The 24191-nt window shown below is 74.1% G+C and carries 20 protein-coding genes; 3 read left to right on the forward strand and 17 right to left on the reverse strand.

What is annotated here, in order from left to right; all coding sequences use genetic code 11:
- Positions 1-52: 52 nt before the first annotated feature.
- Both ACIBCJ_RS33590 and ACIBCJ_RS33595 read left to right on the forward strand, forming a co-directional pair.
- Positions 53-748 (forward strand): DUF5995 family protein, encoded by a 696-nt coding sequence (locus ACIBCJ_RS33590; RefSeq protein WP_362096932.1) that lies wholly within the window; start codon positions 53-55, stop codon positions 746-748.
- A gap of 109 nt (positions 749-857) precedes the next feature.
- Positions 858-1790, forward strand: a complete 933-nt coding sequence (locus ACIBCJ_RS33595; protein ID WP_362096935.1) for an LLM class F420-dependent oxidoreductase — start codon at positions 858-860, stop codon at positions 1788-1790.
- Between the two features lie 37 nt (positions 1791-1827).
- Here ACIBCJ_RS33595 and ACIBCJ_RS33600 read toward each other — a convergent pair whose 3' ends face one another.
- The 15 genes from ACIBCJ_RS33600 to ACIBCJ_RS33670 form a co-directional block, all read right to left on the reverse strand.
- Positions 1828-3525 (reverse strand): NAD(P)/FAD-dependent oxidoreductase, encoded by a 1698-nt coding sequence (locus ACIBCJ_RS33600; protein WP_362096938.1) that lies wholly within the window; start codon positions 3523-3525, stop codon positions 1828-1830.
- A gap of 47 nt (positions 3526-3572) precedes the next feature.
- Positions 3573-4361, reverse strand: a complete 789-nt coding sequence (locus tag ACIBCJ_RS33605; RefSeq protein WP_362096940.1) for a carbon-nitrogen hydrolase family protein — start codon at positions 4359-4361, stop codon at positions 3573-3575.
- 220 nt (positions 4362-4581) lie between these two features.
- Complete coding sequence (locus ACIBCJ_RS33610; RefSeq protein WP_362511894.1) at positions 4582-5832, reverse strand: MFS transporter; 1251 nt, start codon at positions 5830-5832, stop codon at positions 4582-4584.
- A gap of 139 nt (positions 5833-5971) precedes the next feature.
- A complete protein-coding gene (locus ACIBCJ_RS33615) occupies positions 5972-6424 on the reverse strand; it encodes an Lrp/AsnC family transcriptional regulator (protein ID WP_133888152.1) in 453 nt (150 codons plus the stop codon).
- Between the two features lie 15 nt (positions 6425-6439).
- Positions 6440-7930 carry an amino acid permease gene (locus tag ACIBCJ_RS33620; protein ID WP_362096947.1) on the reverse strand — a complete coding sequence of 497 codons (1491 nt, stop codon included), beginning with the start codon at positions 7928-7930 and terminating at the stop codon, positions 6440-6442.
- 891 nt (positions 7931-8821) lie between these two features.
- On the reverse strand, positions 8822-9217 hold the full coding sequence (locus ACIBCJ_RS33625; RefSeq protein ID WP_365980539.1) for a hypothetical protein: 396 nt from the start codon (positions 9215-9217) through the stop codon (positions 8822-8824).
- Positions 9218-9286: 69 nt separating this feature from the next.
- Positions 9287-10729, reverse strand: a complete 1443-nt coding sequence (locus tag ACIBCJ_RS33630; RefSeq protein WP_365980540.1) for a GuaB1 family IMP dehydrogenase-related protein — start codon at positions 10727-10729, stop codon at positions 9287-9289.
- A gap of 108 nt (positions 10730-10837) precedes the next feature.
- Positions 10838-11191 (reverse strand): barstar family protein, encoded by a 354-nt coding sequence (locus ACIBCJ_RS33635; protein WP_362511888.1) that lies wholly within the window; start codon positions 11189-11191, stop codon positions 10838-10840.
- Between the two features lie 40 nt (positions 11192-11231).
- Positions 11232-12275, reverse strand: a complete 1044-nt coding sequence (locus ACIBCJ_RS33640; RefSeq protein ID WP_362096959.1) for a sugar-binding domain-containing protein — start codon at positions 12273-12275, stop codon at positions 11232-11234.
- A 77-nt stretch (positions 12276-12352) separates the two neighbouring features.
- The gene (gene rpe / locus ACIBCJ_RS33645) at positions 12353-13039 is read right to left on the reverse strand and encodes a ribulose-phosphate 3-epimerase (RefSeq protein ID WP_133888146.1); all 687 of its coding nucleotides are present in this window, start codon (positions 13037-13039) and stop codon (positions 12353-12355) included.
- Between the two features lie 149 nt (positions 13040-13188).
- A complete protein-coding gene (locus tag ACIBCJ_RS33650) occupies positions 13189-14394 on the reverse strand; it encodes an extracellular solute-binding protein (RefSeq protein WP_362511885.1) in 1206 nt (401 codons plus the stop codon).
- On the reverse strand, positions 14391-15329 hold the full coding sequence (locus ACIBCJ_RS33655) for a hypothetical protein (protein ID WP_365980541.1): 939 nt from the start codon (positions 15327-15329) through the stop codon (positions 14391-14393). The genes ACIBCJ_RS33650 and ACIBCJ_RS33655 overlap by 4 nt, the downstream gene beginning before the upstream one ends.
- Entirely contained in the window at positions 15326-16789 is a 1464-nt protein-coding gene (locus ACIBCJ_RS33660) for a VWA domain-containing protein (RefSeq protein ID WP_365980542.1), read from the reverse strand. The genes ACIBCJ_RS33655 and ACIBCJ_RS33660 overlap by 4 nt, the downstream gene beginning before the upstream one ends.
- Before the next feature lie 209 nt (positions 16790-16998).
- A complete protein-coding gene (locus ACIBCJ_RS33665; RefSeq protein ID WP_365980543.1) occupies positions 16999-19353 on the reverse strand; it encodes a tetratricopeptide repeat protein in 2355 nt (784 codons plus the stop codon).
- Between the two features lie 49 nt (positions 19354-19402).
- Positions 19403-21118 (reverse strand): serine protease, encoded by a 1716-nt coding sequence (locus tag ACIBCJ_RS33670; RefSeq protein ID WP_365980544.1) that lies wholly within the window; start codon positions 21116-21118, stop codon positions 19403-19405.
- 75 nt (positions 21119-21193) lie between these two features.
- Here ACIBCJ_RS33670 and ACIBCJ_RS33675 point away from each other — a divergent pair, with 75 nt between their 5' ends.
- The gene (locus ACIBCJ_RS33675; RefSeq protein WP_208298380.1) at positions 21194-21490 is read left to right on the forward strand and encodes a trypco2 family protein; all 297 of its coding nucleotides are present in this window, start codon (positions 21194-21196) and stop codon (positions 21488-21490) included.
- Between the two features lie 259 nt (positions 21491-21749).
- Here the strand turns inward: ACIBCJ_RS33675 and ACIBCJ_RS33680 are convergent, their stop codons facing one another.
- Positions 21750-23177 carry a transcription antitermination factor NusB gene (locus ACIBCJ_RS33680; RefSeq protein WP_362096982.1) on the reverse strand — a complete coding sequence of 476 codons (1428 nt, stop codon included), beginning with the start codon at positions 23175-23177 and terminating at the stop codon, positions 21750-21752.
- Between the two features lie 80 nt (positions 23178-23257).
- Positions 23258-24190, reverse strand: a complete 933-nt coding sequence (fmt, locus tag ACIBCJ_RS33685; protein WP_362096985.1) for a methionyl-tRNA formyltransferase — start codon at positions 24188-24190, stop codon at positions 23258-23260.
- Position 24191 lies beyond the last annotated feature (1 nt).

The raw sequence follows: 24191 nt of genomic DNA on the forward strand, positions 1-24191 counted from the left end.
AGCCCCGGGCCCGCCGGCGCTCCGGTCACCCGAAAGCTGCGACGCTGCCGCCATGGCGCACTGCGAGCAAGTCCCGACGGCCACCGTGACGGTGGACAGCGTCCTGTCCCGGATGCGCGCCCTCGACACGGCGCTGCCGGCCCGCGACGGCCTGGCGGTCTTCAACCGCGTCTACCTGGCCGTCACGGAGGCCGTGGACCGGCACATCGACGGCGGCCGGTTCGCGGACGCGGGAGCGGCGAGCGCGCTGGACGTGCGGTTCGCGGAGCGCTATCTGGCCGCCGTGGACGCGGCGGAGGAGGACCGCCGTCCGCCCGCGTGCTGGCGCCCGCTGTTCCAGTTCCGCCGCCACCCCGGGGTACGGCCGCTGCAGTTCGCGCTGGCGGGCATCAACGCGCACGTCGGCCACGACCTCGCGCTGGCCGTGGTGGACACCTGTCGTGCGCTCGGGTGCGAACCGCGCGACCTGGAGGACGAGTTCGACCGCGTGGGCGACCTCCTCGTCTCGCTGGAGGAGCGCATCCGCGACGAGCTGATGCCCGGTCCCGACCTCCTCCAGATCGCCGACCCGCTGACCCACCTGCTCGGCTCCTGGAGTCTCGAGCGAGCCCGCGAGGCCACCTGGGCGACGGCCCGCGCACTGTGGGCGCTGCGCCGGCTCCCGGACGTCGCCGGGGAGTTCACCGAACGGCTGGACGCCGCCGTGGGCTTCGCGGGCCGCATGCTGCTCACTCCGCTGCCGGACTGATCCGGCCGGTTCCCGCCGGGCGTGCCCCCCGACGCCCCGGCGATCGCTGTACGTTGAAACCGGTTGGACCCATGGGCAACATCGCACCCGACTGCGAAGGAGCACCGGCATGACGACCCGGCTCGGACTCGGCCTCCCCCAGATGCGGCAGTACGACCTCGGCAAGGACGTCCCCGACGTGGCCCGCGCGGCGGAACGGACGGGTTACGACAGCCTGTGGGTGTTCGAGCGCGCCCTGTTCCCCGAACCCGCCACCCAGGGCCTGTACGGCATCGAGGGCCTGCCCTGGCCGGACACGTACCGGAACGTGGCCGAGCCGCTGGTCACCCTCGCCCTCGCCGCCGCGGCCACCGAACGGGCCCGGCTGGGGACCAGCGTGCTGGTCGCCCCGCTGCACGTCCCCTTCCAGCTGGCCAAGGCCCTGGCGTCGCTGGACGCGGCGAGCGGCGGCCGGGTGGTGGCGGGCTTCGGCACCGGCTGGTCGCACGACGAGTACGCGGCGGCGTCCGTGCGGCCGTTCGCCGAGCGCGGCGCCGCCCTGGACGAGCTGATCGGGGTGTGCCGCGCGGTGTGGGGTCCCGACCCGGTGGTGTACGACGGCGAGGTCACGAAGATCGCGTCCGCCGTGGTCGGCCCCAAACCGGCCCGGCCGATCCCGATCCTGCTGGCGGCGGGCGGCAGCGGCCGGGCCCGGCGCCGCCTGGTCGACCACGCCGACGGCTGGCTGCCGACCGGCGTCGGCACCGAGGCAGTCGCCGAGCAGTGGCGGCAACTGCGGGAGCTGGCCGCCGAGCGCGGCCGCACGGAACCGATCCGGACGGTGCTGCGGGTCAACGCCCGGTACAGCGCGGCGAACCACGAGGGCTCCGACCGGCGGCCCTTCCAGGGCGGCGTCGACCAGATCGTCGAGGACCTCGCCGCGCACGCCGAGATCGGCCTGGACGAGATCCTCGTGGACCTGCAGAGCGGCACGCGCGACGCCGAGGAACTCAAGGACGTCGCCGCCCGGGTGTACGAGAAGGCGAGGGCGGCCGGGATCTAGACCGCCACGGCCGGCACCCCTGCTCCTCCCGGTTTCCCTAGTCCTCGGGGAGTTCCACCGGCGCGATCTGCTCGTACAGGTCGCCGGGGCCGGGGTTGGTGGCGTCGGTCTCGCCGCCGAAGTGGTGCATGACGCCCCAGACCGCGTTCAGCGCGGTCTGGACGGCGCCCTCGGCCCAGCCGGCCGTCCAGGAGATGTCGTCGCCGGCCAGGAAGATGCCCCGCTTGTCCTCGGGCAGTTCCTCCTGCATGAAGTGCGTGAACAGGCGCCGCTGGTAGCGGTAGTGGCCGGGCAGGTTGGCCTTGAAAGCGCCCATGAAGTAGGGCTCGTTCTCCCAGGAGACCGTCACCGGGTTGCCGATGACGTGCTTCCTGATGTCGACCTTCGGGTAGATCTCGCCGAGCGACTTCAGCATGACCTCCATCCGCTCGTTCGCGGACAGCGGCAGCCACTTCAGGCTGTCGTCGCACCAGGTGTAGGAGAGGCAGATGACGGCGGGCTTGTCGGGACCGTCGTCGAGCAGGTACGTGCCGCGGGTCATCCGGTCGGTGAGCGTCATCGACATCACGTCCCGCCCGGTGTCCTCGTCCTTGTCCAGCCAGAACGGCCGGTCCACCGGTACGAAGAGCTTGGAGGACTCCATGTAGTGGGTCCGCTCGATCGCGGTCCAGTGGTCGATCGGGAAGAGCGAGTCGTCGCAGGCGATCTTCGAGAGCAGCATCCAGGACTGGGCGGTGAAGATCGCCGCCCGGTAGGTGCGGATGTCGCCGTCGGCATCGGTCACCGTGATGCGGTTGCCGGCGGTGCGGTTCAGCCGGGTCACGGCCGGGCGGGGTGCGCCGCCCGGGTGCAGGGAGCTGAGCGAGGTGCCGTGGGGCCAGTGGACGATCTTCTCCGGTTCGCGCTCCCAGAGCCGGAGCGGCAGCTGCTGGGAGCCGCCGACGATGCCGCGGTGGTGGTCGTCGGCCTCGGTGTAGACGACGCGGAGGATCTCCAGGATGGAGTTGGGGAAGTCGGTGTCCCAGCCGCCGGTGCCGAAGCCGACCTGGCCGAAGATCTCGCGGTGCCGGAAGGACTTGAAGGCCTCGGAGTCGCACAGGAAGCCGTAGAAGGTCTGGTTGTCGAGCTTCTCGACCAGCTCGGCCCAGATCTCCCGGATGCGGGGGACGTCGCGCTCGCGCAGGGCGCGGTTCATGTCGGAGAAGTCGGCGCCCTCTTCGAGGCACTTGGCCCAGGCCTCGGCCACGTCCCGGTAGACCTGCGGCAGGTCGTCGAGCGTCTCGGCGTAGTGCGACTCGCCCTTCAGGTCGACGACGGTCGACGGCGTCGCCTCGGCCAGCGGGTTGGGGAAGGCCCGGGTTTCGAGGCCCACCAGGTCGATGTAGTGCTGGAGGGCGGTGGAGGACGGCGGGAAGCGCATCGCGCCCATCTCGGCGGTCAGCGAAGGGTCGCAGCCGTCGAAGCCGACGGTGCGCAGGCGGCCGCCGATCCGGTCGGCCTCGTAGACGACGGGCTTGAGACCCATCTTCATCAGCTCGTAGGCCGCCACGATGCCGGACAGGCCGCCGCCGACGACGGCGACCTCGGTGCCGTGTTCGGTGGCCGGTATCTGGCCGAGTCCGGCCGGGTGGGCGAGGAAGTCGTCGTACGCGTACGGGAAGTCCGGCCCGAACATGGTGATCGGCGGCTGCTGCTCGTCTGCGTGCTCGATCGCGTTGGGCACGGTGGACGTCATGGGGTACGGACTCCTTGCGCGGGTGGTACGGGGGTGGTGGTGGGTGTTCAGACGAGGGACCCGTAGAGACCGGGACGGCGGTCCTTCAGGTACGGGTTGGCCTCGCGGGACGCGGCGAGGAAGGCCGGGTCGGCGTCGGCGAGGACCAGTTCCTCGGCGCGCCCCGCCCTGCCGCGGGCGACGCCGTCGGGCCCCGCGAGGCAGGAGAGGCCGACGAACTCGAACTCGCCCTCCGGGCCGACGCGGTTGACGTACGCGACGTACATCTGGTTCTCGAAGGCCCGCACCGGGACGACGGACTCGGCGACGAACTGGAACGGGTGCATCTGCGCGGTCGGGACGAGCAGCAGGTCGGTGCCGGCCAGGGCGTGGGCGCGCACGTTCTCCGGGAACTCGACGTCGTAGCAGATCATCAGGCCGACGGTGAGGCCGTTCAGCTCGGCCTGCGCGACGGGCCGGTCGCCCGGGGTGAAGTGGTCCCGCTCGAAGCAGCCGAAGAGGTGGGTCTTGCGGTGGTTGACCAGGCGGGTGCCGTCGGCGGAGATCAGCTGGACGCTGTTGAAGACGCGCTCGCCGTCCCGCTCCGGATAGCCGTAGGCGACGGCGAGACCGTGGCGCCCGGCGATCTCCGCGACGGCGTCGGCCGCGTCGCCGTCGGCGGGCTCGGCGAGGACGGCGACGTCGTCGCCGATGGCGTAGCCCGTCAGGAACAGCTCGGAGGTGACGAGCAGCGCGGCGCCCGCGGCGGCGGCGCGGCCCGCGGCCTCGTCGAGGACCTTGAGGTTCTCGGCGGTGGAGCCGGGGCGGCCGGAGCTCTGGAGCAGGGCGGTGCGCATGCGGGGTTCCTCGCCGGGGGGAGGGGGGTCGGGGGGCCAGATAGACGGTACGGTCGGCGGACTCGGCCGGACAAGACGGACCTGTTGCGCGCCGGTGAGCGGATCGTTGCGTCCGCCCGGCGCCTGACGGCTGTTCGTTGCGCGCCTCGCGGACGGCGAGCCGCTCTCCCTCCGGTCACCGGTCCCCCCCCCCCCCGGCGCCACCCTGTGACGCCGGGGATCAGGAGGCGGACCGGCGACGTCGGCGCCGGTCCGCCACGGCCGGCGCCGCGGTCCGGGCCGCGCCCGTCAGCAGCAGCGCCGTCAGCAGGTACGGCACCGCGGACAGCGCGAAGGCGGTGCCGTGGCCCCACGCCGTGGCCGCCGTCGCGTAGGCGGCGTAGGTGGCGAGGTTGCCCAGCTCGCTGCCGAGGCCCGCGACCGAGGTGAGGGTCGCCCGCCCCGAGTCGTCGATGCGCTGCTGGAGGCGGGCGTCGGCCAGCACGGTCGCCAGCTGGAAGCCGCCGAAGGCGACCGCGACCAGGACCAGGGCGACCGGTGTGCCGGCCAGGCCGCCCACGGCCAGAGCGAGCGCGGAACCGGCGAGCAGCGCGGCGAAGCCGTTGCCGGTCAGGCGTTCCGCGGGACCGGCCAGCAGGCTGCCTGCCGTGGCGCCGGCCCAGATCATCAGCAGCAGCCAGGGCACCGTCTCCGATGCCACGCCCGTGTCGCGGGCCAGCAGCGGCGTGTACTCGTCCAGCGCGCCCCACACCGCGGTCACGGCCGGCACGAGGAGCAGTGCGCCGCGCACGGAGCGGTCGGCGCGGGCCTCGGCGAGTCCCGCGCGCAGGGCCGCGGACCAGCGCTCGCCGCCGCCGGAGGGTGTGCGGTGCTCGGTGAACCGGGTCGCCACCACCGCCCCGGCCAGACAGGCCAGCACGCTCGCCGCGCCCACCGCGTCGTAGCCGCCCCAGGCGAACACCGGGCCGGCCAGGCCCATGGCGGACATGGTCGCGGCAATGCCGATGGCCCGGGCGCGGCCCATGACGCGGGCGTAACGGTCGGCCGCGCCGGCGCGTTCCAGCTCGTCGTAGACGAGGGCCTCCAGGGCGCCCGAGCCGAGCGCGCCGCCGGCGCCCCACAGCACGAAGCCGAGCGCGAAGGCGCCGTAGGAGGGCACGAGCACCCACAGGGCGAAGCCGGCGGCGGTGAGCAGCGGGCCGAGGATCAGCAGCAGCCGCCGGGACACGGCGTCGGCCCAGGCGCCGGAGGGCACCTCGAGCAGCACGCCGGTCAGCGACCACAGGGCGAACAGCGAGGTCGTCTGCCAGACGGACAGACCGGTGTCGCTGAACAGCAGCGCGTACACCGGGTAGAGCAGGACGAACTCGTCGCAGAACGCGGAGGCGTACAGCGTGCGCACGAGGCGGCGGACACCGGCGGGCTGGTGGGCACGCTCGGACGAGGGCGAGGGCGGAGGTGTGACGGACATGAGGCCTTCCCGAGGGGGCGGATCGGACACCGGATGCACGGCGTCCGGGGCGGCCCTCGGGAGGAGGCGCTACGGGAGGATCAATGTCGCCAGGTCATGGCACCGATGCTAGACGGCACCCGGGGCGCCGGCCATCGGTTTAGGCGGGTGAGCCCGACGAGAAGCGCCGCAGCAGCGGCGAGAGCACCAGCACGGACTTGGTCCGCTCCACGAACGGCTCTCCGGCGATGCGCTCAAGGACCCGCTCGAAGTGCCGCATGTCGGAGGCGAAGACCTGGGCGACCGCGTCGGCGTCCCCGGTGACGGTGGACGCGGCCACGACCTCCTGGTAGCGCTCCAGGCCCCGCTGGATGGTCTCCGGCGAGGTGTTGCGGCGGCAGAAGATCTCGACGAACCCCTCGGTCTCCCAGCCGAGCGCGGCGGGGTCGACCCGTACGGTGAAGCCGGTGATGGCCCCGGTGGCGCGCAGCCGGTCCACGCGCCGTTTCACGGCGGGCGCGGACAGGCCGACCGACTGCCCGATGTCCGCGTAGGAGCGGCGGGCGTCCTCGGCGAGGGCGTGCACGATGCGTTCGTCGAGATCGTTCAGCACTGCGGGTCGTTCACTTCACTTCTGGTGCGCCCGGACCTCGGACGGGTCCGGCGTGGCGAGTCGGGAGCGGCGGTGGCCGTACAGGAAGTAGAACACGAGGCCGCCGCCCATCCAGACACCGAAGACCACCCAGGTGACGGTGGACAGGCTGCCCATCATCCAGACGCAGAGGCCGAAGCCGAGGGCGGGCAGCACCGGCGACAGCGGCACCCGGAAGGTGCGGCGCATGTCGGGACGGGTCCGGCGCAGCACCACGACGGCGATGTTGACCAGGGCGAAGGCGAAGAGGGTGCCGATGCTGGTGGCGTCGGCGAGCTGCCCGAGGGGGATCGCGGCGGCCAGGACGCCGCAGAACAGCGAGACGATCAGCGTGTTGGCGCGGGGCGCGCCGGTCTTCGGGTGGACCTTGGAGAACACCTTGGGCACCAGTCCGTCGCGGGACATGGCGAACAGGACGCGGGTCTGCCCGTAGAGGACGGTCAGGACGACGCTGGCGATGGCCACGACGGCGCAGAAGGCCAGCAGGGTGCCCCAGAAGCTCTGGCCGGTGACGTCGCTCATGATCTGGGCGAGGGAGGCCTCGGAGTCGGTGAAGGTCCGCCAGGGCCGGGCGCCGACGGCGACGGCGGCGACGAGGACGTACAGCACCGTGACGATGATCAGGGACAGCATGATCGCGCGGGGCAGGTCGCGCTGGGCGTTCTTCGCCTCCTCGCCCGCGGTGGAGGCGGCGTCGAAGCCGATGTAGGAGAAGAAGAGCGTCGCGCCGGCCGCGCTGACCCCGGCCATGCCGAGCGGCATGAAGTGCTCGTAGTTGCCGGAGCGGAAGCCCTGCACGCCGATCGCGCAGAACAGCACCAGCGCCGCGATCTTGACGACGACCATGATGGTGTTGGCGCGGGCGGACTCGCGTGCGCCGCCGAGCAGGAAGGTCATCGCCAGCAGGACCACGATCAGCGCGGGCAGGTTGAAGATGCCGCCGTCGCCGGGCGGCGCCGACAGGGCCGCGGGGAGGGTCACGCCGATGGTGCCGTCGAGCAGCTCGTTCAGGTACTCGCCCCAGCCCACGGCGACGGCGGCCACGGAGACGCCGTACTCCAGGACGAGGCACCAGCCGCAGATCCAGGCGACCAGCTCGCCCATGGTGGCGTAGGCGTACGAGTACGAGGACCCGGCGACCGGGATGGTGCCGGCCAGCTCGGCGTAGGACAGGGCCGAGAAGAGCGCGGTGAGTCCGGCGATGACGAAGGAGAGCGTGACGGCGGGTCCGGCCTTGGGAACGGCCTCGCCGAGGACGACGAAGATGCCGGTGCCCAGGGTGGCGCCGATGCTGATCATGGTGAGCTGCCAGAGGCCGAGGGAGCGGCGGAGGCTGCCGCCCTCGCCCTGGCCGCCCTCGGCGACCAGGCGTTCCACGGGCTTGCGGCGCATGAGGCGCGTGGCCAGGCCCGGGGACGGTGGGGTGGCCGATGCGTCGTGGTGCGGGGGTGCGCCTTGGTCGAGCACGCGTTGACTCCTTTGTCGCTGCCGGGGGCGCCGCCGGGGTGAGCGGGCGGGCTCTCGGCGGGCCTGGGGAGCGGCGGGGACCGGCGGGCGCGCTCGTGCAGAACGGGAACCCACCGAGCGGGGTCCCCGCCACGCCACGTACAGCGCAGAACCCTACGAGCGGGGAGGTGCCTCGGTAATGCAGCAACCTTGCGCGTGTGAGCACGATCGTTGCGTTCGACGGGGCGGCGCGGGTGTTCGTTGCGCGAGGGGCGCGCGGCGTTGCGCGGACGCCCGTGGACGGCGGATCGGACCTGGTCAGCACCGGTACGACGCCCGGGGCCGACGCCCCGCACGCCCTGCACGGGCGACCCGCCGGGAGGAGCGGGCGGGGCGGCGGCCGTGCCGCAGCCGGCGGGCGGCGGTCCGACGGACACGGGTCGCACGGACGGGGCCGGGCTGTACCGCAGCCGGCAGACGGTGATCCGGCGGAGGCGGTCCCGCAGTCGGGGCTCCGCTGAACGCCGGCCCACTCGGCCGCCCGGCGGGCAACGGGCCCCACAGGCACGCGTCCGACGAGCGCCGGCCGCAGACGGGATCAGTCCGTGCCGGTGGGCCCGGCAGGCGGCGGTCCGGCTGGGGCGGTCCCGCAGGCCCTTGTACGGCGAACACCGGCCGCCGCAGACGGGATCAGGCCGTACCGCAGCCGGCGGGCCGCGGTACGGCGAAGCCGGTGCCGGAGGCGGGGGCCGCTGAACGCCAACCCGCTGGCACCCGCCCGGCGGACACCGGCCACGCAGACACCCGCCCAGCGGACACCGGCCACGCAGACACCCGCCCAGCGGACACCGGCCACGCAGGCACGCGTCCCGGGAATGTCGGCCCCACCCCTGCTCGTCCGGCGGACGCCGGTCAGTGGTCGTCCGGTTCGCCTGCCGCGGCGCGTGCCTCGGCCGCGTCGGCGGGGTCGAAGCCGATCTGGCCGGGCCGGCCGCGGGCGGCCTCCTGGGCGTCGATCCAGCGCGTGTGCGCCTCCCAGGCGGCCTGCTTGCTGGTGCCGAGGGCGGCCCCGATCTGCGACCAGGAGGCGCCGGCCTCGCGGGCGGCGCGGACGGTCAGCTGACGTCCATGGGCGGCCTTGCGGGCGACCACCTCGCTCAGTGCGAGCGATTCGAGGAGCTGGGGACGGTCCAGGGCCTCGTCGTCGCTGCCGAAACCGGCGAGGGACTCCCGGGCGCGCAGTTCGTCGAGACGGGCCACGGCGGTCAGCAGGGTGTGCTCCGGCTCGATGCTCTGTGGAGTCGTCATGGCCGCAGCGTCCCGTCAGGCGCACGTGACGTCAAGCACGCCTGACGGGGGTGTCGGCCCCGGCGGGGATCAGCTCCAGCTGGCGTGCAGCGGCTTGCCCTCGGCGTAGCCGGCGGCGCTCTGGACGCCGACGATGGCCTTCTCGGCGAACTCCTCCAGGGAGCCCGCACCGGCGTAGGTGCAGGACGAGCGGACGCCCGCGATGATCGAGTCGATCAGGTCCTCGACGCCGGGGCGGGCCGGGTCGAGGAACATCCGGGAGGTGGAGATGCCCTCCTCGAACAGCGCCTTGCGGGCCCGGTCGTACGCGGACTCCTCCGAGGTGCGGTTGCGCACCGCGCGCGCGGAGGCCATGCCGAAGGACTCCTTGTAGGCGCGGCCGTTCGCGTCGTGCTGGAGGTCGCCCGGGGACTCGTAGGTCCCGGCGAACCAGGAGCCGACCATCACGTTGGACGCCCCGGCCGCCAGCGCCATCGCCACGTCGCGCGGGTGGCGGACACCGCCGTCGGCCCAGACGTGCTTGCCGTACTTCTTCGCCTCGGCGGCGCACTCCAGGACGGCGGAGAACTGCGGCCGGCCCACGCCGGTCATCATGCGCGTGGTGCACATGGCGCCGGGGCCCACACCGACCTTGACGATGTTGGCGCCCGCCTCGATCAGGTCCCGCACGCCCTCGGCGGAGACGATGTTGCCGGCGACGATCGGGACCCGCGGGTCCAGCGCGCGCACGACCCTGACCGCGCTGATCATCGACTCCTGGTGGCCGTGCGCGGTGTCGATGACGAGGGTGTCCACGCCCGCGTCGAGCAGCTGCTTGGCCTTGCCGGCCACGTCGCCGTTGATGCCGACGGCGGCGGCGACGCGGAGCCTGCCGTTCGCGTCGACCGCCGGGGTGTACAGCGTGGCGCGCAGGGCGCCCTTGCGGGTGAGGATGCCGGCGAGGCGGCCGTCCTTGTCCACGGCGGGCGCGTAACGGCGGTTGGCGGCGTCGAGGGTGTTGAAGGCCTCGCGCGGGTCCAGGTCCGCGTCGATGAGGATCAGGTCCTTGGACATGACCTCCTCGAGCTGGGTGAAGCGGTCGACGCCGGTCAGGTCGGTGTCGGTGACCACGCCGACCGGCTTGTGGTCCCCGTCCACGACGACGCCCGCGTTGTGGGCGCGCTTGGGCAGCAGGGCCAGCGCGTCGGCCACCGTCTGGTGCGGGGCCAGCACGATCGGGGTGTCCAGGACGTGGTGGCGGCTCTTCACCCAGGAGACGACCTCGGTGACGACCTCGATCGGGATGTCCTGCGGGATGACCACGAGGCCGCCGCGCCGGGCCACCGTCTCGGCCATCCGGCGGCCCGCGATGGCGGTCATGTTGGCGACGACCAGCGGGATCGTGGTGCCGGTGCCGTCCGGGGAGGCGAGGTCCACGCCCTGCCGGGAGCCCACGGCGGAGCGGCTCGGCACCATGAACACGTCGTCGTACGTCAGGTCGTACGAGGGCTGGATGTCATTCAGGAAACGCACGTGCTGCACATCCCAGTCGATCAGAGGTGGCCCCCGGACAGGTCAGCCAGGGGGAAAGAGCACGTACTTCATTCTCCCATGACGGGTGGCCGATAATCCCCGGGCAGATCATCCAGGCTGGTCAGCGACCTCCTTGGAGGTTCCTCCAGGGCCCAGGGTCACGAAGAGCCCCGGACCGCGGTCGGTGGCCTCGGCGAAGACCTCCTCGGCCACGGCCCACTCCTGCGGCTGTGCCTCGGCGTACGAGCGCCAGCCCTCCACCACGAGGACCAGCCCCCGGTCCGCCGCGCCCTCGGGCCAGACGGAGGGATCGGCCAGGGAGTCGGCGAGCGCGTCCCAGTTGCGGCCGAACCAGTCGGGCAGCGACAGGTCACGGGCGCAGCGGTCCATCAGGCCCGCCTTGTCCGTGACCCCGCCGAGGTCCAGCGTGACCACGAGCCGTCCCGCGGGGTCCTCGGTCATCCCGCTTCCCTCCTGCTGCGCGTCGCGTTCTGCCGGGTGGTCAGATTCCGTCCGGGTCGGCCCGGTTCAGCGTCGACTTCGGTGCCGATCCCGCCGTCATCAGGTAGTCCGCGGCCGACGTGTCCGTCACGAGGCTGGTGACGAGTCCGGAGCGCAGCACCGCGTCGATGGCCGCCGCCTTGCGCTGCCCGCCCGCGATCGCCACCACCTCGGGGATGCGGCGCAGCTGGTCGGCCTTGACCGTGATGCACCGCTCCCCCAGGTCCCGCCCGACCCGGCGGCCCTCGGCGTCGAAGAGGTGCGCGGACATCTCGGCGGCGACCCCGAGCGAGGCGTAGTGCGCGCGCTCCTCGTCGCTGAGCATGTCGTGCACCGTCGAGATGCCCGGCTCCCAGGAGCCGATGGAGACGCAGGCGACCGTGACCTTGTCGAAGTACTCGAAGGCCCGGGCGATCCCGGTCTGGTGCCGCAGCGCCTGCGCGGTGGCGGCGTCCGGCAGCAGCATCGGCGCGTAGATGGGGTGGGCGTCGCCGCCCGACACCTGGGCGGCCCGGCGCACGGCCTCCACCGAGCCGCGCTCGGCGGTGCCGGCGTCGTACACGCCGGTCAGCTGGACCACGGTGCAGGGCGGCAGCCGGTCGAGCGCCGCCGCCATGTGGATGGTGGAGCGGCCCCAGGCCAGGCCCAGCACGTCGCCCTCGTTGACCAGCTCGCCGAGCAGGTCGGCGGCCACCTCGCCCAGGTTCTCCGGGTCGGGTGTCTCCTCGGCGTCGGCCGGGGACTCCACCACGACGGCGTGTCTGAGCCCGTAGCGGGCCCGCAGGGCGTCCGAGCGCTCCGCGTCCAGCTCGGCGGGCACCCGGATCTCGATGCGTACAAGGTCCCGTTCGAGGGCGGTCTCGAGAACCCTGGCCACCTTGAAGCGGCTGACGCCGAACTCCTCCGCGATCTGGATCTTGGACTTGCCCTCGAGGTAGAAGCGGCGGGCCATGGCCGCCGCCTGGACCAGCTCAGCGGGTCCCATCCGCATGGCTGAACGGCCCGCCGACATACCCGACACGGCGATCTCCTCACTGCTGTTCACACTCTGGATACGCCGTTCATCCTTGCAGATTCGGCGCTGTTGATCAGCCCTGATGGGAGCCGTTCACTTTCTGTTCCTCAGTGGTCGCAGGACCAGGATGCCCCGGCGGTGGCCGCGTCCGCCTGCGTGCGCAGTGCACGTACCGCCTCGGCCGGGTCGGACGCCCCGTACACGGCGGAACCCGCGACGAAGACGTCGGCGCCTGCGTCCGCGCACCGCTCGATCGTGGACGCCGAGACACCGCCGTCGACCTGGAGCCACAGCTCCAGACCGTGCTTCTTGATCAGCTCACGGGTGCGGCGGATCTTCGGCAGCATGATGTCGAGGAACGCCTGCCCGCCGAAGCCCGGTTCAACCGTCATGATCAGCAGCATGTCGAGTTCGGGGAGCAGGTCCTCGTAGGGCTCGATCGGCGTCGCGGGCTTGAGCGCCATGGACGCGCGGGCGCCCTTGGCCCGGATCTCGCGGGCCAGCCGCACCGGCGCGGCGGCCGCCTCGGCGTGGAAGGTGACGGAGCCGGCGCCCGCCTCGACGTACTGCGGCGCCCAGCGGTCGGGGGCCTCGATCATGAGGTGGCAGTCCAGCGGCGTGTCGGTCGCGCGGGCCAGCGACTCGACCACCGGCACGCCGAGTGTGAGGTTCGGAACGAAGTGGTTGTCCATGACGTCGACGTGGAGCCAGTCGGCTCCCTCGACCGCCTTGGCCTCGTCCGCGAGGCGGGCGAAGTCGGCGGACAGGATGCTGGGGTTGATCTGCGCGGCCATGGGGCAAGCCTCCCATGCCCGCCGGGGGTGGGTGGGACGGGTCCGGGACGGACGGGGTCGTGCGCCCGCCGCGGGCCCGGTGCCGGTTGCCCGCGCCCGCGCGGCGGAGCCGCACGGTGTCACAGCCCCGCGCCCCTCCCTGGCGCCTCTCAGCCGGTGCTGCACACCGGCAGGTTCTGCGGTCTGCGGAGCGCTTCGAGTTCCCTCAGGCGGCTCTCCAGGTCGGACGGGTCGGCGAAGTGGCGCAGGACCGCCTGGTGGAAGGCGTCACGGGTGGCGCGGGGCATGGCATCGGAGGCGTCCCAGCACCGGGTGCGGCCGGGTTCGCGCAGGAGGGTTCCGATCTCCCGTTCCGTGGCGTCCTGCTCGGTGTCCGCGGCGGCCGCCCTGTTCGCCGTGTACTCCGGCAGCGCGGTGTCCGGGTCGGCGAGGTAGCGGATCAGCCGCTCCGCCTCCGGGGTCGGATCGAGTACGGCCGCGAGGTCGCCGGAGACCTCCCAGGCGCCGGCGTCCGCACCGGCCTCCGGTACCACCTCGGAGAAGTGGACGTAGTCGCCGCTCTCCTCCCGCCAGTGCCCGGCCCGGAACGAACCCTGGTGCTCCAGGCGGCCCGCCGCGCAGTCGGCGTCGAAGGCGGTGGTCAGCACCTGCTCGGCCCGGGCGGCGTCGCCCGCGCCCACCAGGCCGGCCCAGGTCGTCCAGGCCTTGCGCACGGCGTCGTCGGTCCACGGCAGCCTGCCGTTGGCCCAGTCCGCGTACACCCCCGGTCCGGCCTGCTGGAGCAGGATGTCCTCCACCCAGTCGGTGCCGGGCCAGCCGGAGGTCGCCCCGGACTCCAGGCCGGCGCACCAGCGGGCGGGCGGGCCGGCCGACTGCGCGGTCGGCGCCTGGCCGGCGTACCAGACCATGCTCTTCAGGCCGGTCTTCACGGGCAGCCAGTAGGTGTGGGCGCCCTGCCCGGGCACGGTCACCTCGGGAGCCCAGAAGCGGTCGTACTCCCCGGTGTCGAAGAGGCCGTCCAGCGGGTGCAGCCGGCCGTCGACGGCGTACGCGAGCAGTTCGCCGGGCCCGGGCAGCACCGCCACGTCGGGCGGGTCGCCGGCCGCCATGTCGGCGGCCAGCACCTGGCTGAGGGCGGAGCTGCCCTGGTAGACCACGTCGATCCGGTACTTCTCCTCGAACGGCTCGACGACGTGCTCCTCGAACTGCTCGCGTTCCGTGCCGCTCCAGTTGGCGAGCAGGGTGACGGAGCCCTCCCAGTCGCGCGCCCAGCGCACCCCCGCGTACACGCCGGCGCCGAGCAGGACCAGGCACACGCACAGGACGCCCAGCGTGCGGGCGCCGGGGCGGTTCATCGCCGCCCCCGGAACCGGTACTCGGCGATCCGCGGCCACAGTCCCCACAGCGTCAGGGCCACCACCACGGTTCCTCCCAGCAGTATCCAGTCGGACAGGGAGGCCCAGAACCCGGCGTCGGCGAGCGCGCCCCGGACCTCGTCGGCCGCCTCGGGGATGGCGGCCGGGACGGTCGGCGGCACCCGCATCCCGGCGACGGAGTCGGTCATCGCGCGGTGGGCCGAGAGGGTCTGCCAGGCCAGCACCGGCACGGCGACGGCGCAGAGGGCGGTGGCGGCCAGCAACCGCAGCTGCACGGCCCGCCGGAAGCGGCGCCGCAGGAACCGCTGGGTCTCCAGCAGCGCCCCGCACAGCGCCGCGTACAGCACCGCGACCGTGCTCCAGCCCAGCCACAGCTGCCAGGGGAAGGCGGCCTGCCGCCGGGCCTCGGCCAGCTGTCCGGCGCGCAGGGCGTCGAGGCGGCTCATGATGTCGCCCTCGGTGCCCGCCTCGGCCCGCGGACCGAGGACCTTCTCGGCGTAGTGGAGGTAGGCGCCGCGCAGCGGTGAGCCCTCCGGCTCGCGGCCCCGGCGCTCCACCCAGCCCGAGTAGACGGCTATCAGCCCGGTGACGGTCTGGACGTCGTGGCGGCCCGCGAGGCCGGTGACGTTCTCCGAGGCGGCCAGGGCGAGGCTCTGCTGGGCGACGGAGACCTGGGTGAGGAACTCGCCACTGGTGTCGCCCTCGGCGCCGGCCCGGCGGACGATGTCGTTCGCCTGGCGCAGCGCGCTCTGCGCGGTGTCGACGGCGCGGATGCCGGGGGTGCTCGCGGTGGACAGCGGCACGGTGTCGTCGTGCACGCCCCGGTAGGCGAAGAACAGCGCGAGGGTGGTCGCGGTCGTCAGGGCCAGCAGCAGTCTGAGCCGGCGGACCAGGTCCGCGCCGGTGGTGCTCACGGCCGTGCCTCGAAGCGGTGGCCGCACGACGGGCAGAACCGGGCGCCCGCCGGAGCCTTGTGCGAGCAGGCGGGGCAGCGCACGGTGGCCCCGTCGCCCGGAGCGACGCCCGGGGCGGCGCCCGCCGTGCCGGTGCCGGGGGCGGGGCCGTAGGTGCTGTGGCTGCTCGCGGTGATCAGGTGCTGGAAGTCGACGGCCGCCACGTCGGGGCGCAGGGCGACCCGGCCGCCCTGCGCGTCCTCGATCCGCACCAGCCGGGCCAGCCGGGCCAGCTGCTCCTCGGCGCCCATGGCATGGGCGAGCCGTACGGCCCGGCCAAGGTGCCGCTCGGCCAGGTCGTGCTGTCCCCGGCGGTGGGCGTCGGTGGCGGCGGCGACGGCCTCGCCGAGCCGCTGGTGCTGCTCGAAGTGCTCGACCTGGGCGTCGGTGTACCGGGACAGGGCCGGATCGTCGGTCCAGTGCACCAGGCAGGCCCGGGGCTGCGGCAGCCGGACCGCGTCACCGCCGGGCACCTCGACGGCGACCACGGCGAGCTGGAGGTCCTCCCGGCGGGGGCGGCCGGCCGGGTCCGCCGCCAGGCACAGCTGGTAGCGGCGCACCTCGTCGCCCCAGGCCCGGGTGACGAACCGGCCGGTGCCCTCCTCGGCGCTCAGCTCGGCCTCGGCCGGGAAGACCTGTTTGAGGTAGCGCACCGTGCATCCGGGCATCGCCGTCACGGAGATCACCAGCTCGGGGACGGTCTTGGTGAGCAGCCGGTTCATCAGCTGCTCGTACTCCCCCGGCAGCGCCGCCTCCGCACGCACCGAGGAGGCGCTGCCGTGCAGCCGGCGGGTGATGCCCAGCAGTTCCCGGGCGTCCCAGCCGTCGCCGATGCCCCAGGCGTCGCAGACGAACCGGCCCGCGCACTCCTCCAGGACCCGGACCAGCGGCATGTGCTCGTCGTGCTGGTTCTTGCCGTCGGTGAGCAGCAGGACGTGCCCGATGGGCGCGTCCTGTTCCGCCAACAGCCGGCGGCTCAGGTCCAGCCAGGCGCCGATGCAGGTTCCGCCGCCCGCGACCGTCCCGCGCACGGCCCGCTCCGCCCGGGAGCGGGTGTACGCGGAGGCGCGGGCCATGCGCGGGGTGTCCGGGTAGACCACGGTCGCCTCCTCGCTGCCCCGGACCACCGCGAACGGGGTGCCGTCGGGCAGCTTGCGGATCGCCGCGACCGCCGCCTGCTGGGCCGCGTGCAGCTTCTCCACCGGCCAGGTCATCGAGCTGGAGCAGTCCATCACCAGCACCTGAGCGAGCACCGGGCCACCCGGGCCGCCGGCGCTCCCGGTGCCGTCCACGCGCACGCTGAGGATGGCGTGCATCTGCGGGTCGTCCGCCTCGCCGGACAGGTACTTCCACTGGCTGATCTCCAGCCCGGCGGTCACCTGCCCGGCCGTCTCGCCCGCTCGGGACGTTCCTGTCGCCACGATGTCCGTGCCCCCTCGTCCACGTAGTCGCCTGCCTCGCCCGCCTTGCCCTCGTCGCCCGCGTCGCCGCTGCCGTTCCCGGCGTCGTCGCGGTTCCGTCCGCGTCGCCCATGTCGTCGCGATGCCGCCCGCGTCGCCGCCGCCTCGCCCACGTCGCCGTGGTCCCGCCCCCGCCGGGCGGACGGTACCGGTCCCGCGCCGTCACCCGCTCACGCCGTACGCCGCCACCCCCGTACCAGGTCGCGCAGCCCGGCCGGGGCCGGGAGGACCGCGTAGGCGGTGTCCAGCAGATCACCGCGCTCGGCGGCGCTGCCCGCCTGGTCGGCAAGGCGCCTGAGCGACCCGGACAGCAGCCTGCGCAGCGCCTCCTCGGTGTCCTGCGGCCCGAACAGCTCCCCGGCGGGGAAGCCGCTCCCCCAGCCGCCGGGCGGGCGGCAGGCGAGCGCGTGTTCGCGCAGCTCGGTCACCAGCCGGTCCCAGGACCCGCTGCCGTCCAGGTGCAGCCCCGCGAGCCGCTCCGCGGCCTCGTGCAGCTCGTCGGCGAGCGGCCCGGGCGCGCCGGGAAGCCGGCCCGCCAGGACCCGCACCGCGGCGACGCGCGCGGCGTCGTAGTGCCGTGAGGTGGTCGGCACCTCGTCCAGCACCTCCACGGCCCGGCGGCGGCCGCCGCGGCGCAGCCGGACCCGGGCCAGCCCGAAGGCGGCGCTGCCCTGGGTGGGGTCGCGCCGCAGGACGGCCTCGTAGAACTCCTCGGCCTGCGTCTCACGGGCCCGCGCGCGTTCCGCCCGCGGCTCGGCGGGCTCACCGGTGTCCGGCTCCCGCAGCCGCTCGGCCAGGTACTCGGCGCAGTACCCGAGCGCCAGCTTGGGCGCCGCCTCGCCGGGCAGCGCCGCGTAGGTGGCGGCGAACTCGTCCTCCGCCTTGTCGACGGCGCCGCGCGTGAGGTGAACCAGGCCCCGGTGCCAGAAGATCCGCCAGTCGTAGTCGCCGCTCCATCCCTTGGCCCGGGCCACCCACTCCTCGGCCCGCGCGTGGTTGTGGGCGTCCAGGTAGGCGCGGCACAGCCACAGCGCCGTCTCCACGGTGCGCAGTGCCCGGTCGCCCTCCGCGCGTGCGGCGATGCGGTCGGGGGTGTCCGCGGCGAGCCCGCCGAGCAGTACGGCCGCCGGGTCCGACGCGTCCGGCAGCGGGACCGGCAGCGCGCGGGCCGTGGCCCGGGGCTCGGGGGCACCGGCCGGCAGCTCCGGTGCCCCGGTGCCGGGGCGTCGCGTCCACCACTGGAGCGCCGGGACCGTGCCGAGCGCGGCGCCGAAGACCGCCGCGGTGGGCTCGAACCGCGTGGAGCGCTCGGGGTACGGCTCCCGTCCGCCGAGCGCCTGGTCCTCGCGCAGCACTTCCCACAGCTGGCGGGACATCTCGGCGGCGGAACGGAACCGGGCGGCCGGCTCGGGGTGGGTGGCCCGGCGGATCAGTGCCTCGAAGGAGCGGGCGGCCAGTCCGGCGGGGCGGGTGGCCCGTTCGGCGAGCACCTTCAGGGTCCGGCCGACGGTGTAGAGGTCGCTGTCGACGTCGAGGCCGCGCCGGTCGCGTTCGCTCCTGGGCGGGGCGTAGCCGTGGGTGTGGACGAGCCCGGAGGAGTGGTCGTCGATCCGGCGGATGGCGCCCAGGTCGATGACCTTGATCTCACGCCCGTAGTGGATGACGTTCTCGGGCTTCATGTCGCAGTAGAGCAGGCCCCGGTCGTGCAGGTACTCCAGCGCGCCGAGGATCTTGCAGCCGTACGTGATGACGTGCCCGAACGCGAAGCCGCCCGCGCCGAAGAGCCGCGCCAGCTCCTCCTCGGGGGCGAAGCGGATCCAGGCGAGGGAGCGGCCGCCGACGTACTCCATCACGATGTAGCCGGTCGGTTCGGCGTCGCCGGGCGCCCGGTGCTGGACGTGGGTGACGATGCGGACGATGTCTCGGTGGTGGAGCGTGCTGAGCGAGCGGCGCTCCTCGACCGCCGCCCGGCGGGCCACGGCGTCACCGGTGTTGATCAGCCCCTTGAGGACGACGTGCAGTCCGGGCACCCGGGTGTCCTCGGCCAGGTAGACCCAGCCGTGGCCGCCGACCGCGAGGTAACCGAGCACCTCGTAGTGTCCGCCGACCCGGTCGCCGGGACGCAGTTTCGGCCGGAACGAGTACTCCGTACCGCACTGCGGGCAGAACCCGTGGTCGGGAGCGGGACCGCCGTCGTAGGAGACGCCGATGGTGCCGACGCAGTTGTCGACGCCGCAGCGCCGGCCGCCGGTCGGGGGCCGGGCGACGGTGTCGGCGGCCTCGGCGGGGTCCGGGGAGGGCAGGGCCGGCAGCACCAGGAGCCCGTCGCGGTCCAGTTCACCGGCGGCCGGGGCGGCCGGGCCCCGCGGGGGCTCCACCGGGGCCGCCGGGTCGTCCGGGCCGGGGGCCGGCGGCGCCGGAGGGGAATCGGGGGTGAGGGGGCGGCGGAAGCAGGTGTCGCAGAACCCGGTGACCATGACGCTGCCGCCGCGGCAGTCGGCTCTGTCGCAGGCTCTCCCGCTCATGCCGAGACCCCCCGGTGCGGTCGCGGGGCGGACCCGGGTGTTCCCGCCGTCATCGCGCGTCCCCTTCCCGGTGGTCGTCCACGCGCCGGGTGTAGGCGTCCACCGCCGATTCCGCCGCCCGCACGTCGCAGGGTCGCGCCCGGAGCAGCGCGTGGGCCCGGAGGTAGAGGTCGTCCACCGCGGGGTCCTCCTCGCCCCGCAGCGAGTGCTGGTGCAGGACCTGGTAGCCGCGCAGGCGTCCGGCGAGTTCGTCCCGCCGGTCGCGGAGTCCGTCGAGTTCCGCGACACCGGTCGCCAGGCGGCCCGCCACCCGGTCGGCCAGCCGTTCGTACCGGTCGAGGGCGGCGGCCTGTCCGGAGTCCGGGCCGGATTCCCGGTGCTCGCCCTCCCGGTCGTCGTCGGTGCGGAGCAGGTCGGCGAGGGCGGCGTGCGCGGCCACCAGCTGCGAGTCGAGCGGGCGCATTCCGTGCGGGACCACGGCGGCGAGGCGTTCGTGCAGGTCCTCGGCGAGCGGTCCGGTGATCTCCCGCAGCCGCTCCACGAGCCGGGCGCGGCGCTCCCGCGCGGGCCGGGTGAGCAGTGTGTCGCAGGCCAGGCGGTGGCAGTCGCCTGCGGTACGGAACACCAGCAGCAGACGGCTGCCGCCGGCGCGCAGCACGTCCAGGAGGTCCAGCAGGGGCAGCGGGTCGGCCGCCTCGTCGACGCCGACGACGACCAGGTTGAGGGTGGCCTTCGAGGCCCGGATGCGGTCGAGCGGCGGGTTCTCCGGGTGCAGCCACAGGCCCATGCGTTCGGCGATCCGCTCGGCGATCTCGGCGGCGGTCGTCCCGCTCGCCTCCACGGCGAGGTCGTGGCCGCCGGCCGACGGCACGGTGCCGGGCGGGTCGAGGGACGCGCGGTCGATCGAGACCGCGGTGCGTAACTCGCGGTCGGCGAGGGTGATGGCGCGGCGCAGCGTGGCCTCGCGTGCGGCGTCCCCGGGATCGACGACGCTGATCTTCACCTGGCTCCCGTCGTCGCGCAGCCAGGCGGCGAGGCGCTGGGCGAAGGGCTCGTCGAGCAGGTCCTGGGAGCCGTCGTCGTCGGCGGGCAGCAGCCGCTCGTCGACGGCCGCGGGTCCCACGATGTACGGCTTGAGCCCGGGCAGGTGCCGGGCGATGGTCTCGGCGGGACTCATGAAGGAGAACCGGTTGCCGTGCTGGTCCAGCTGACCGCTGAGCACCATGCCGATGACCTCGCCGGTCCGGTCGTCGGCGACGCCCGCGCCGCTGCACCCGGGGCTGGCCAGCTCGCCGGGGCTGACCGGGCTCAGCTGCACCTGCCCGTCGCGCCCGCAGCCGCCGACGACGGTGCAGCGGAACCAGATGCCGCCGTTGTGGGCGTAGGGAAAGCCGTACATGCGCACGTCGCGGTTGCGCGCCGACAGCCGGTGCAGCCGTACCGTCTCCTCCGTCGGCCGGGGCCGCTCCAGCCGCAGCAGCGCCACGTCTCCGCTGGGGTCGCCGTCGGCGTCCCGCGTCTCCGGCACGTAGGCGGTCGCGTCCACCCGGGCGGGCACCGCGGGCACGCTGTGATCGGCCGCGCCGACGAACTCGGCGGTGATCCGGGTCTCGGCCCGGTCCACGACGTGCGCGCAGGTGAGCACCTGGTCGGGGGTCAGCAGGATGCCGGCACCCGCGATCTCCCCGTCCGCTCCCCGGATCCGCACCGCCCAACTCGGCGTCTTCATGGGCGAGGCGGCCGGATCTCCCCCGCCAGCAGCCATATGCGAACTATACGGGCGTGTGCTCCTGTCGCATACTGCTGCGGCAAGAGTGAACCAGCTCTGTACGGAGGCGAGTTGACGAACGAACCGGGTTTCGTGGGGCTGGCCGAGGTGATCGGCCGGATACGCGGCGAACTGGAGGAGGCACGCGCCGACGCGGAGGGCCGGGACCTCGGTTTCGCCGTGGAGAACGTGAGCCTGACCTTCACCGTGCAGGTCCACCGGGCCGGCAGCGGCCGGGGCGGCGTCCGCATCGGCGTGGTGACGGCCGAACTGGGCGGCTCGGTCGACCACCAGACCACCCATCAGGTCCAGGTGGACCTCAAGCCGGAGCTGACGGGAGGCGAGCGGGTGAAGGTGAACAGACGCTAGACGTGCCGAGGACGGACGCCGGACGTGCCGAGGGCTCGAGCCGGTGAGAGGGCCGAAGCCGCTTCGGGGCCGAAGCCGCTTCGAGGAGCGGGGCCCGTTCGATGAGCGGAGCCTGTTCGAGGAGCGGAGCCAGTTCGAGGTGCGAGGCCCGCTCGATATGGGACGCCCGTTCGACGAGCGCGGCCCGCTCGATACGCGAGGCCCGCTCGATACGGGACGCCGGCCCCGAGGCCGGCGTCGATCCGGTGGACGCGGCCGGTCACGAGGTCCGGCGCACCAGTGCCAGGAACATGGCGTCCGTGCCGTGCAGGTGCGGCCAGAGCTGGACGTCGGGGCCGTCGCCCAGGTCGGGAACGCCGGGCAGCAGCGGTCGCGCGTCGAGCAGCTCGGTGCCGGGATGCTGCTTGAGGACGTCCGCGACGACGGCGCGGGTCTCGGCGAGGTGCGGCGAGCAGGTCGCGTAGGCGACGACGCCCCCGACCCGTACGGCCTCCAGGGCCCCGCGCAGCAGCCCGCGCTGGAGCGGGGCGAAGCCCTCCAGGTCCTCGGGGCGGCGCCGCCAGCGCGCCTCGGGACGGCGTCGCAGGGCGCCCAGGCCGGTGCACGGCACGTCGACCAGGACGCGGTCGAAGCTCCCGGGCCGCCACGCCGGGCGGGTCCCGTCGGCGGCGATGACCTGGTACGGCCCCGGGTTGCCGTCCAGCGCCCTGGCCACGAGACCGGCGCGGTGCGGCTGCTTCTCGGAGGCCAGCAGGAAGGCGCCCCGCTCGGCGGCGAGCGCGGCGAGGAGCGCGGCCTTGCCCCCGGGGCCCGCGCACCCGTCCAGCCAGCGCCGGTCCGGCCCGTCCAGAGGGGCGTTGGCCAGAGCCAGGGCGACCAGCTGGCTGCCCTCGTCCTGGACGCCGGCGCGGCCCTCCCGCACGGCCTCGACCGCACCGGGCTCGCCGCCCTCGCTCAGCCGCACGGCGTACGGCGACCAGCGTCCCGGCAGCGCGGCCTCCTCACCGAGCAGTTCCTCGCGGGTGGCCCGGCCCGGCCGCGCGACCAGCGTGACCTCGGGGCGTTCGTTGTCGGCGGCCAGCAGGTCCTCGATGCCGGATCGGCCGCCGCCCAGCGAGTCCCACAGCGCGGAGACGACCCAGCGCGGGTGCGAGTGCACGACGGCCAGGTGGTCCTCGGGGTCCTCGTCGTAGGGCGGGGCGACCCGCTGGAGCCAGCCGTCGAGATCGTCCCGGGCCACCTTGCGCAGGACGGCGTTGACGAACTTGGCCCGCCCGTCGCCGAGCACGACCCGCGCCAGCTCCACGGAGGCGGAGACGGCGGCGTGACTGGGGATCCGCGTCCCGAGCAGCTGGTGCACGCCCAGGCTGAGCACGTCGAGCACCGGCGGGTCGACCTCGCGCAGCGGGCGGTCCACGCAGTCCGCGATGATCGCGTCGTACGTCCCCTGCCGGCGCAGCGTCCCGTAGACCAGCTCGGTCGCGAGCGCCGCGTCCCGGGTGTCGAACTTCTCCGGCCCCTCCTTCTCCCGCGCCTTGCGCAGCAGCGGCGGCAGGACCAGGTTGGCGTACGCGTCCCGCTCGTCGACGGCCCTGAGCGCCTCGAAGGCGAGGATGCGGACGGGGTCCTTCTGGGGCCTGCGGTACGGCTTGCCGGGCTTGCGGGGACGGCGGGGCTGCTCGCTCACGAAAAAGGTGCTCCGGGTATGAGGTGAAGTGCGCTCACCAGCGTACGCCGGGCCGGTGAACGGTGCGGTGGGGGCGCGGGTCAGCCGCCGAGCAGCTCGCCCTCGGTGATCCGCACGCCGCGCGCCCAGTCCGCGGCCCGCATCGGCTTCTTGCCCTGCGCCTGCACCCACAGCAGCTCGACGGCGTGCGAGCCGGTGCCGACGTACACGTTGTTCTTGGCCGCGGCGAGCTGCCCGGGCGCGAGGTCGGTGCGGTCGGGCAGCGGGACGGCCTGCACGAGCTTGAGGCGCTCGCCCCGGAAGGTGGTCCAGGCGCCGGGGGCCGGGGTGCAGCCGCGCACCACCCGGTCCACCCGCAGCGCCGGGGCGGCCCAGTCGATCCGGGCGTCCTCGACGGTGATCTTCGGGGCGAGGGTGACGCCCTCGTCCGGCTGCGGCACGGCCTTCAGGCTGCCGTCCTCGATGCCGTCCATGGTGGCCGCGAGCAGACCGGCGCCGGCGAAGGCCAGCCGGGTCAGCAGGTCACCGCTGGTGTCGGTGGGGCGGACGGTCTCGGTGACCGTCCCGTACACGGGGCCGGAGTCCAGGCCCTCCTCGATCAGGAAGGTGGACGCACCGGTGATCTCGTCACCGGCCATCAGCGAGTGCTGCACGGGAGCCGCGCCGCGCCAGGCGGGCAGCAGCGAGAAGTGCAGGTTGACCCAGCCGCGGGCGGGCACGTCCAGGGCGACGCGGGGCAGCAGGGCGCCGTAGGCGACGACGGGGCAGCAGTCGGGCGCGATCTCGCGCAGCCGCTCCAGGAAGTCCGCATCGCGCGGCTTCGCGGGCTTGAGCACCTCGATGCCCGCCTCCTCGGCCCGCTCGGCCACGGGCGAGGCGACCAGCCGGCGCCCGCGCCCGGCCGGAGCGTCGGGCCGCGTGACGACGGCGGCCACCTCGTGGCGCCCGGAGGCGATCAGGGCGTCCAGGGCGGGAACGGCGACCTCGGGGGTACCGGCGAAGACGAGCTTCATG

It is taken from the genome of Streptomyces sp. NPDC051136 (assembly GCF_044455745.1).
Lineage (GTDB): Bacteria > Actinomycetota > Actinomycetes > Streptomycetales > Streptomycetaceae > Streptomyces.

Excerpts from the sequence above, each read along its gene's own strand:
- ACIBCJ_RS33590 (WP_362096932.1), top strand. The coding sequence starts at position 53 with ATGGCGCACTGCGAGCAAGTCCCGACGGCCACCGTGACGGTGGACAGC.
- ACIBCJ_RS33595 (WP_362096935.1), top strand. The coding sequence starts at position 858 with ATGACGACCCGGCTCGGACTCGGCCTCCCCCAGATGCGGCAGTACGAC.
- ACIBCJ_RS33600 (WP_362096938.1), bottom strand. The coding sequence starts at position 3,525 with ATGACGTCCACCGTGCCCAACGCGATCGAGCACGCAGACGAGCAGCAG.
- ACIBCJ_RS33605 (WP_362096940.1), bottom strand. The coding sequence starts at position 4,361 with ATGCGCACCGCCCTGCTCCAGAGCTCCGGCCGCCCCGGCTCCACCGCC.
- ACIBCJ_RS33610 (WP_362511894.1), bottom strand. The coding sequence starts at position 5,832 with ATGTCCGTCACACCTCCGCCCTCGCCCTCGTCCGAGCGTGCCCACCAG.
- ACIBCJ_RS33625 (WP_365980539.1), bottom strand. The coding sequence starts at position 9,217 with ATGACGACTCCACAGAGCATCGAGCCGGAGCACACCCTGCTGACCGCC.
- ACIBCJ_RS33635 (WP_362511888.1), bottom strand. The coding sequence starts at position 11,191 with ATGACCGAGGACCCCGCGGGACGGCTCGTGGTCACGCTGGACCTCGGC.
- rpe (WP_133888146.1), bottom strand. The coding sequence starts at position 13,039 with ATGGCCGCGCAGATCAACCCCAGCATCCTGTCCGCCGACTTCGCCCGC.
- ACIBCJ_RS33650 (WP_362511885.1), bottom strand. The coding sequence starts at position 14,394 with ATGAACCGCCCCGGCGCCCGCACGCTGGGCGTCCTGTGCGTGTGCCTG.
- ACIBCJ_RS33665 (WP_365980543.1), bottom strand. The coding sequence starts at position 19,353 with ATGAGCGGGAGAGCCTGCGACAGAGCCGACTGCCGCGGCGGCAGCGTC.
- ACIBCJ_RS33670 (WP_365980544.1), bottom strand. The coding sequence starts at position 21,118 with ATGGCTGCTGGCGGGGGAGATCCGGCCGCCTCGCCCATGAAGACGCCG.
- fmt (WP_362096985.1), bottom strand. The coding sequence starts at position 24,190 with ATGAAGCTCGTCTTCGCCGGTACCCCCGAGGTCGCCGTTCCCGCCCTG.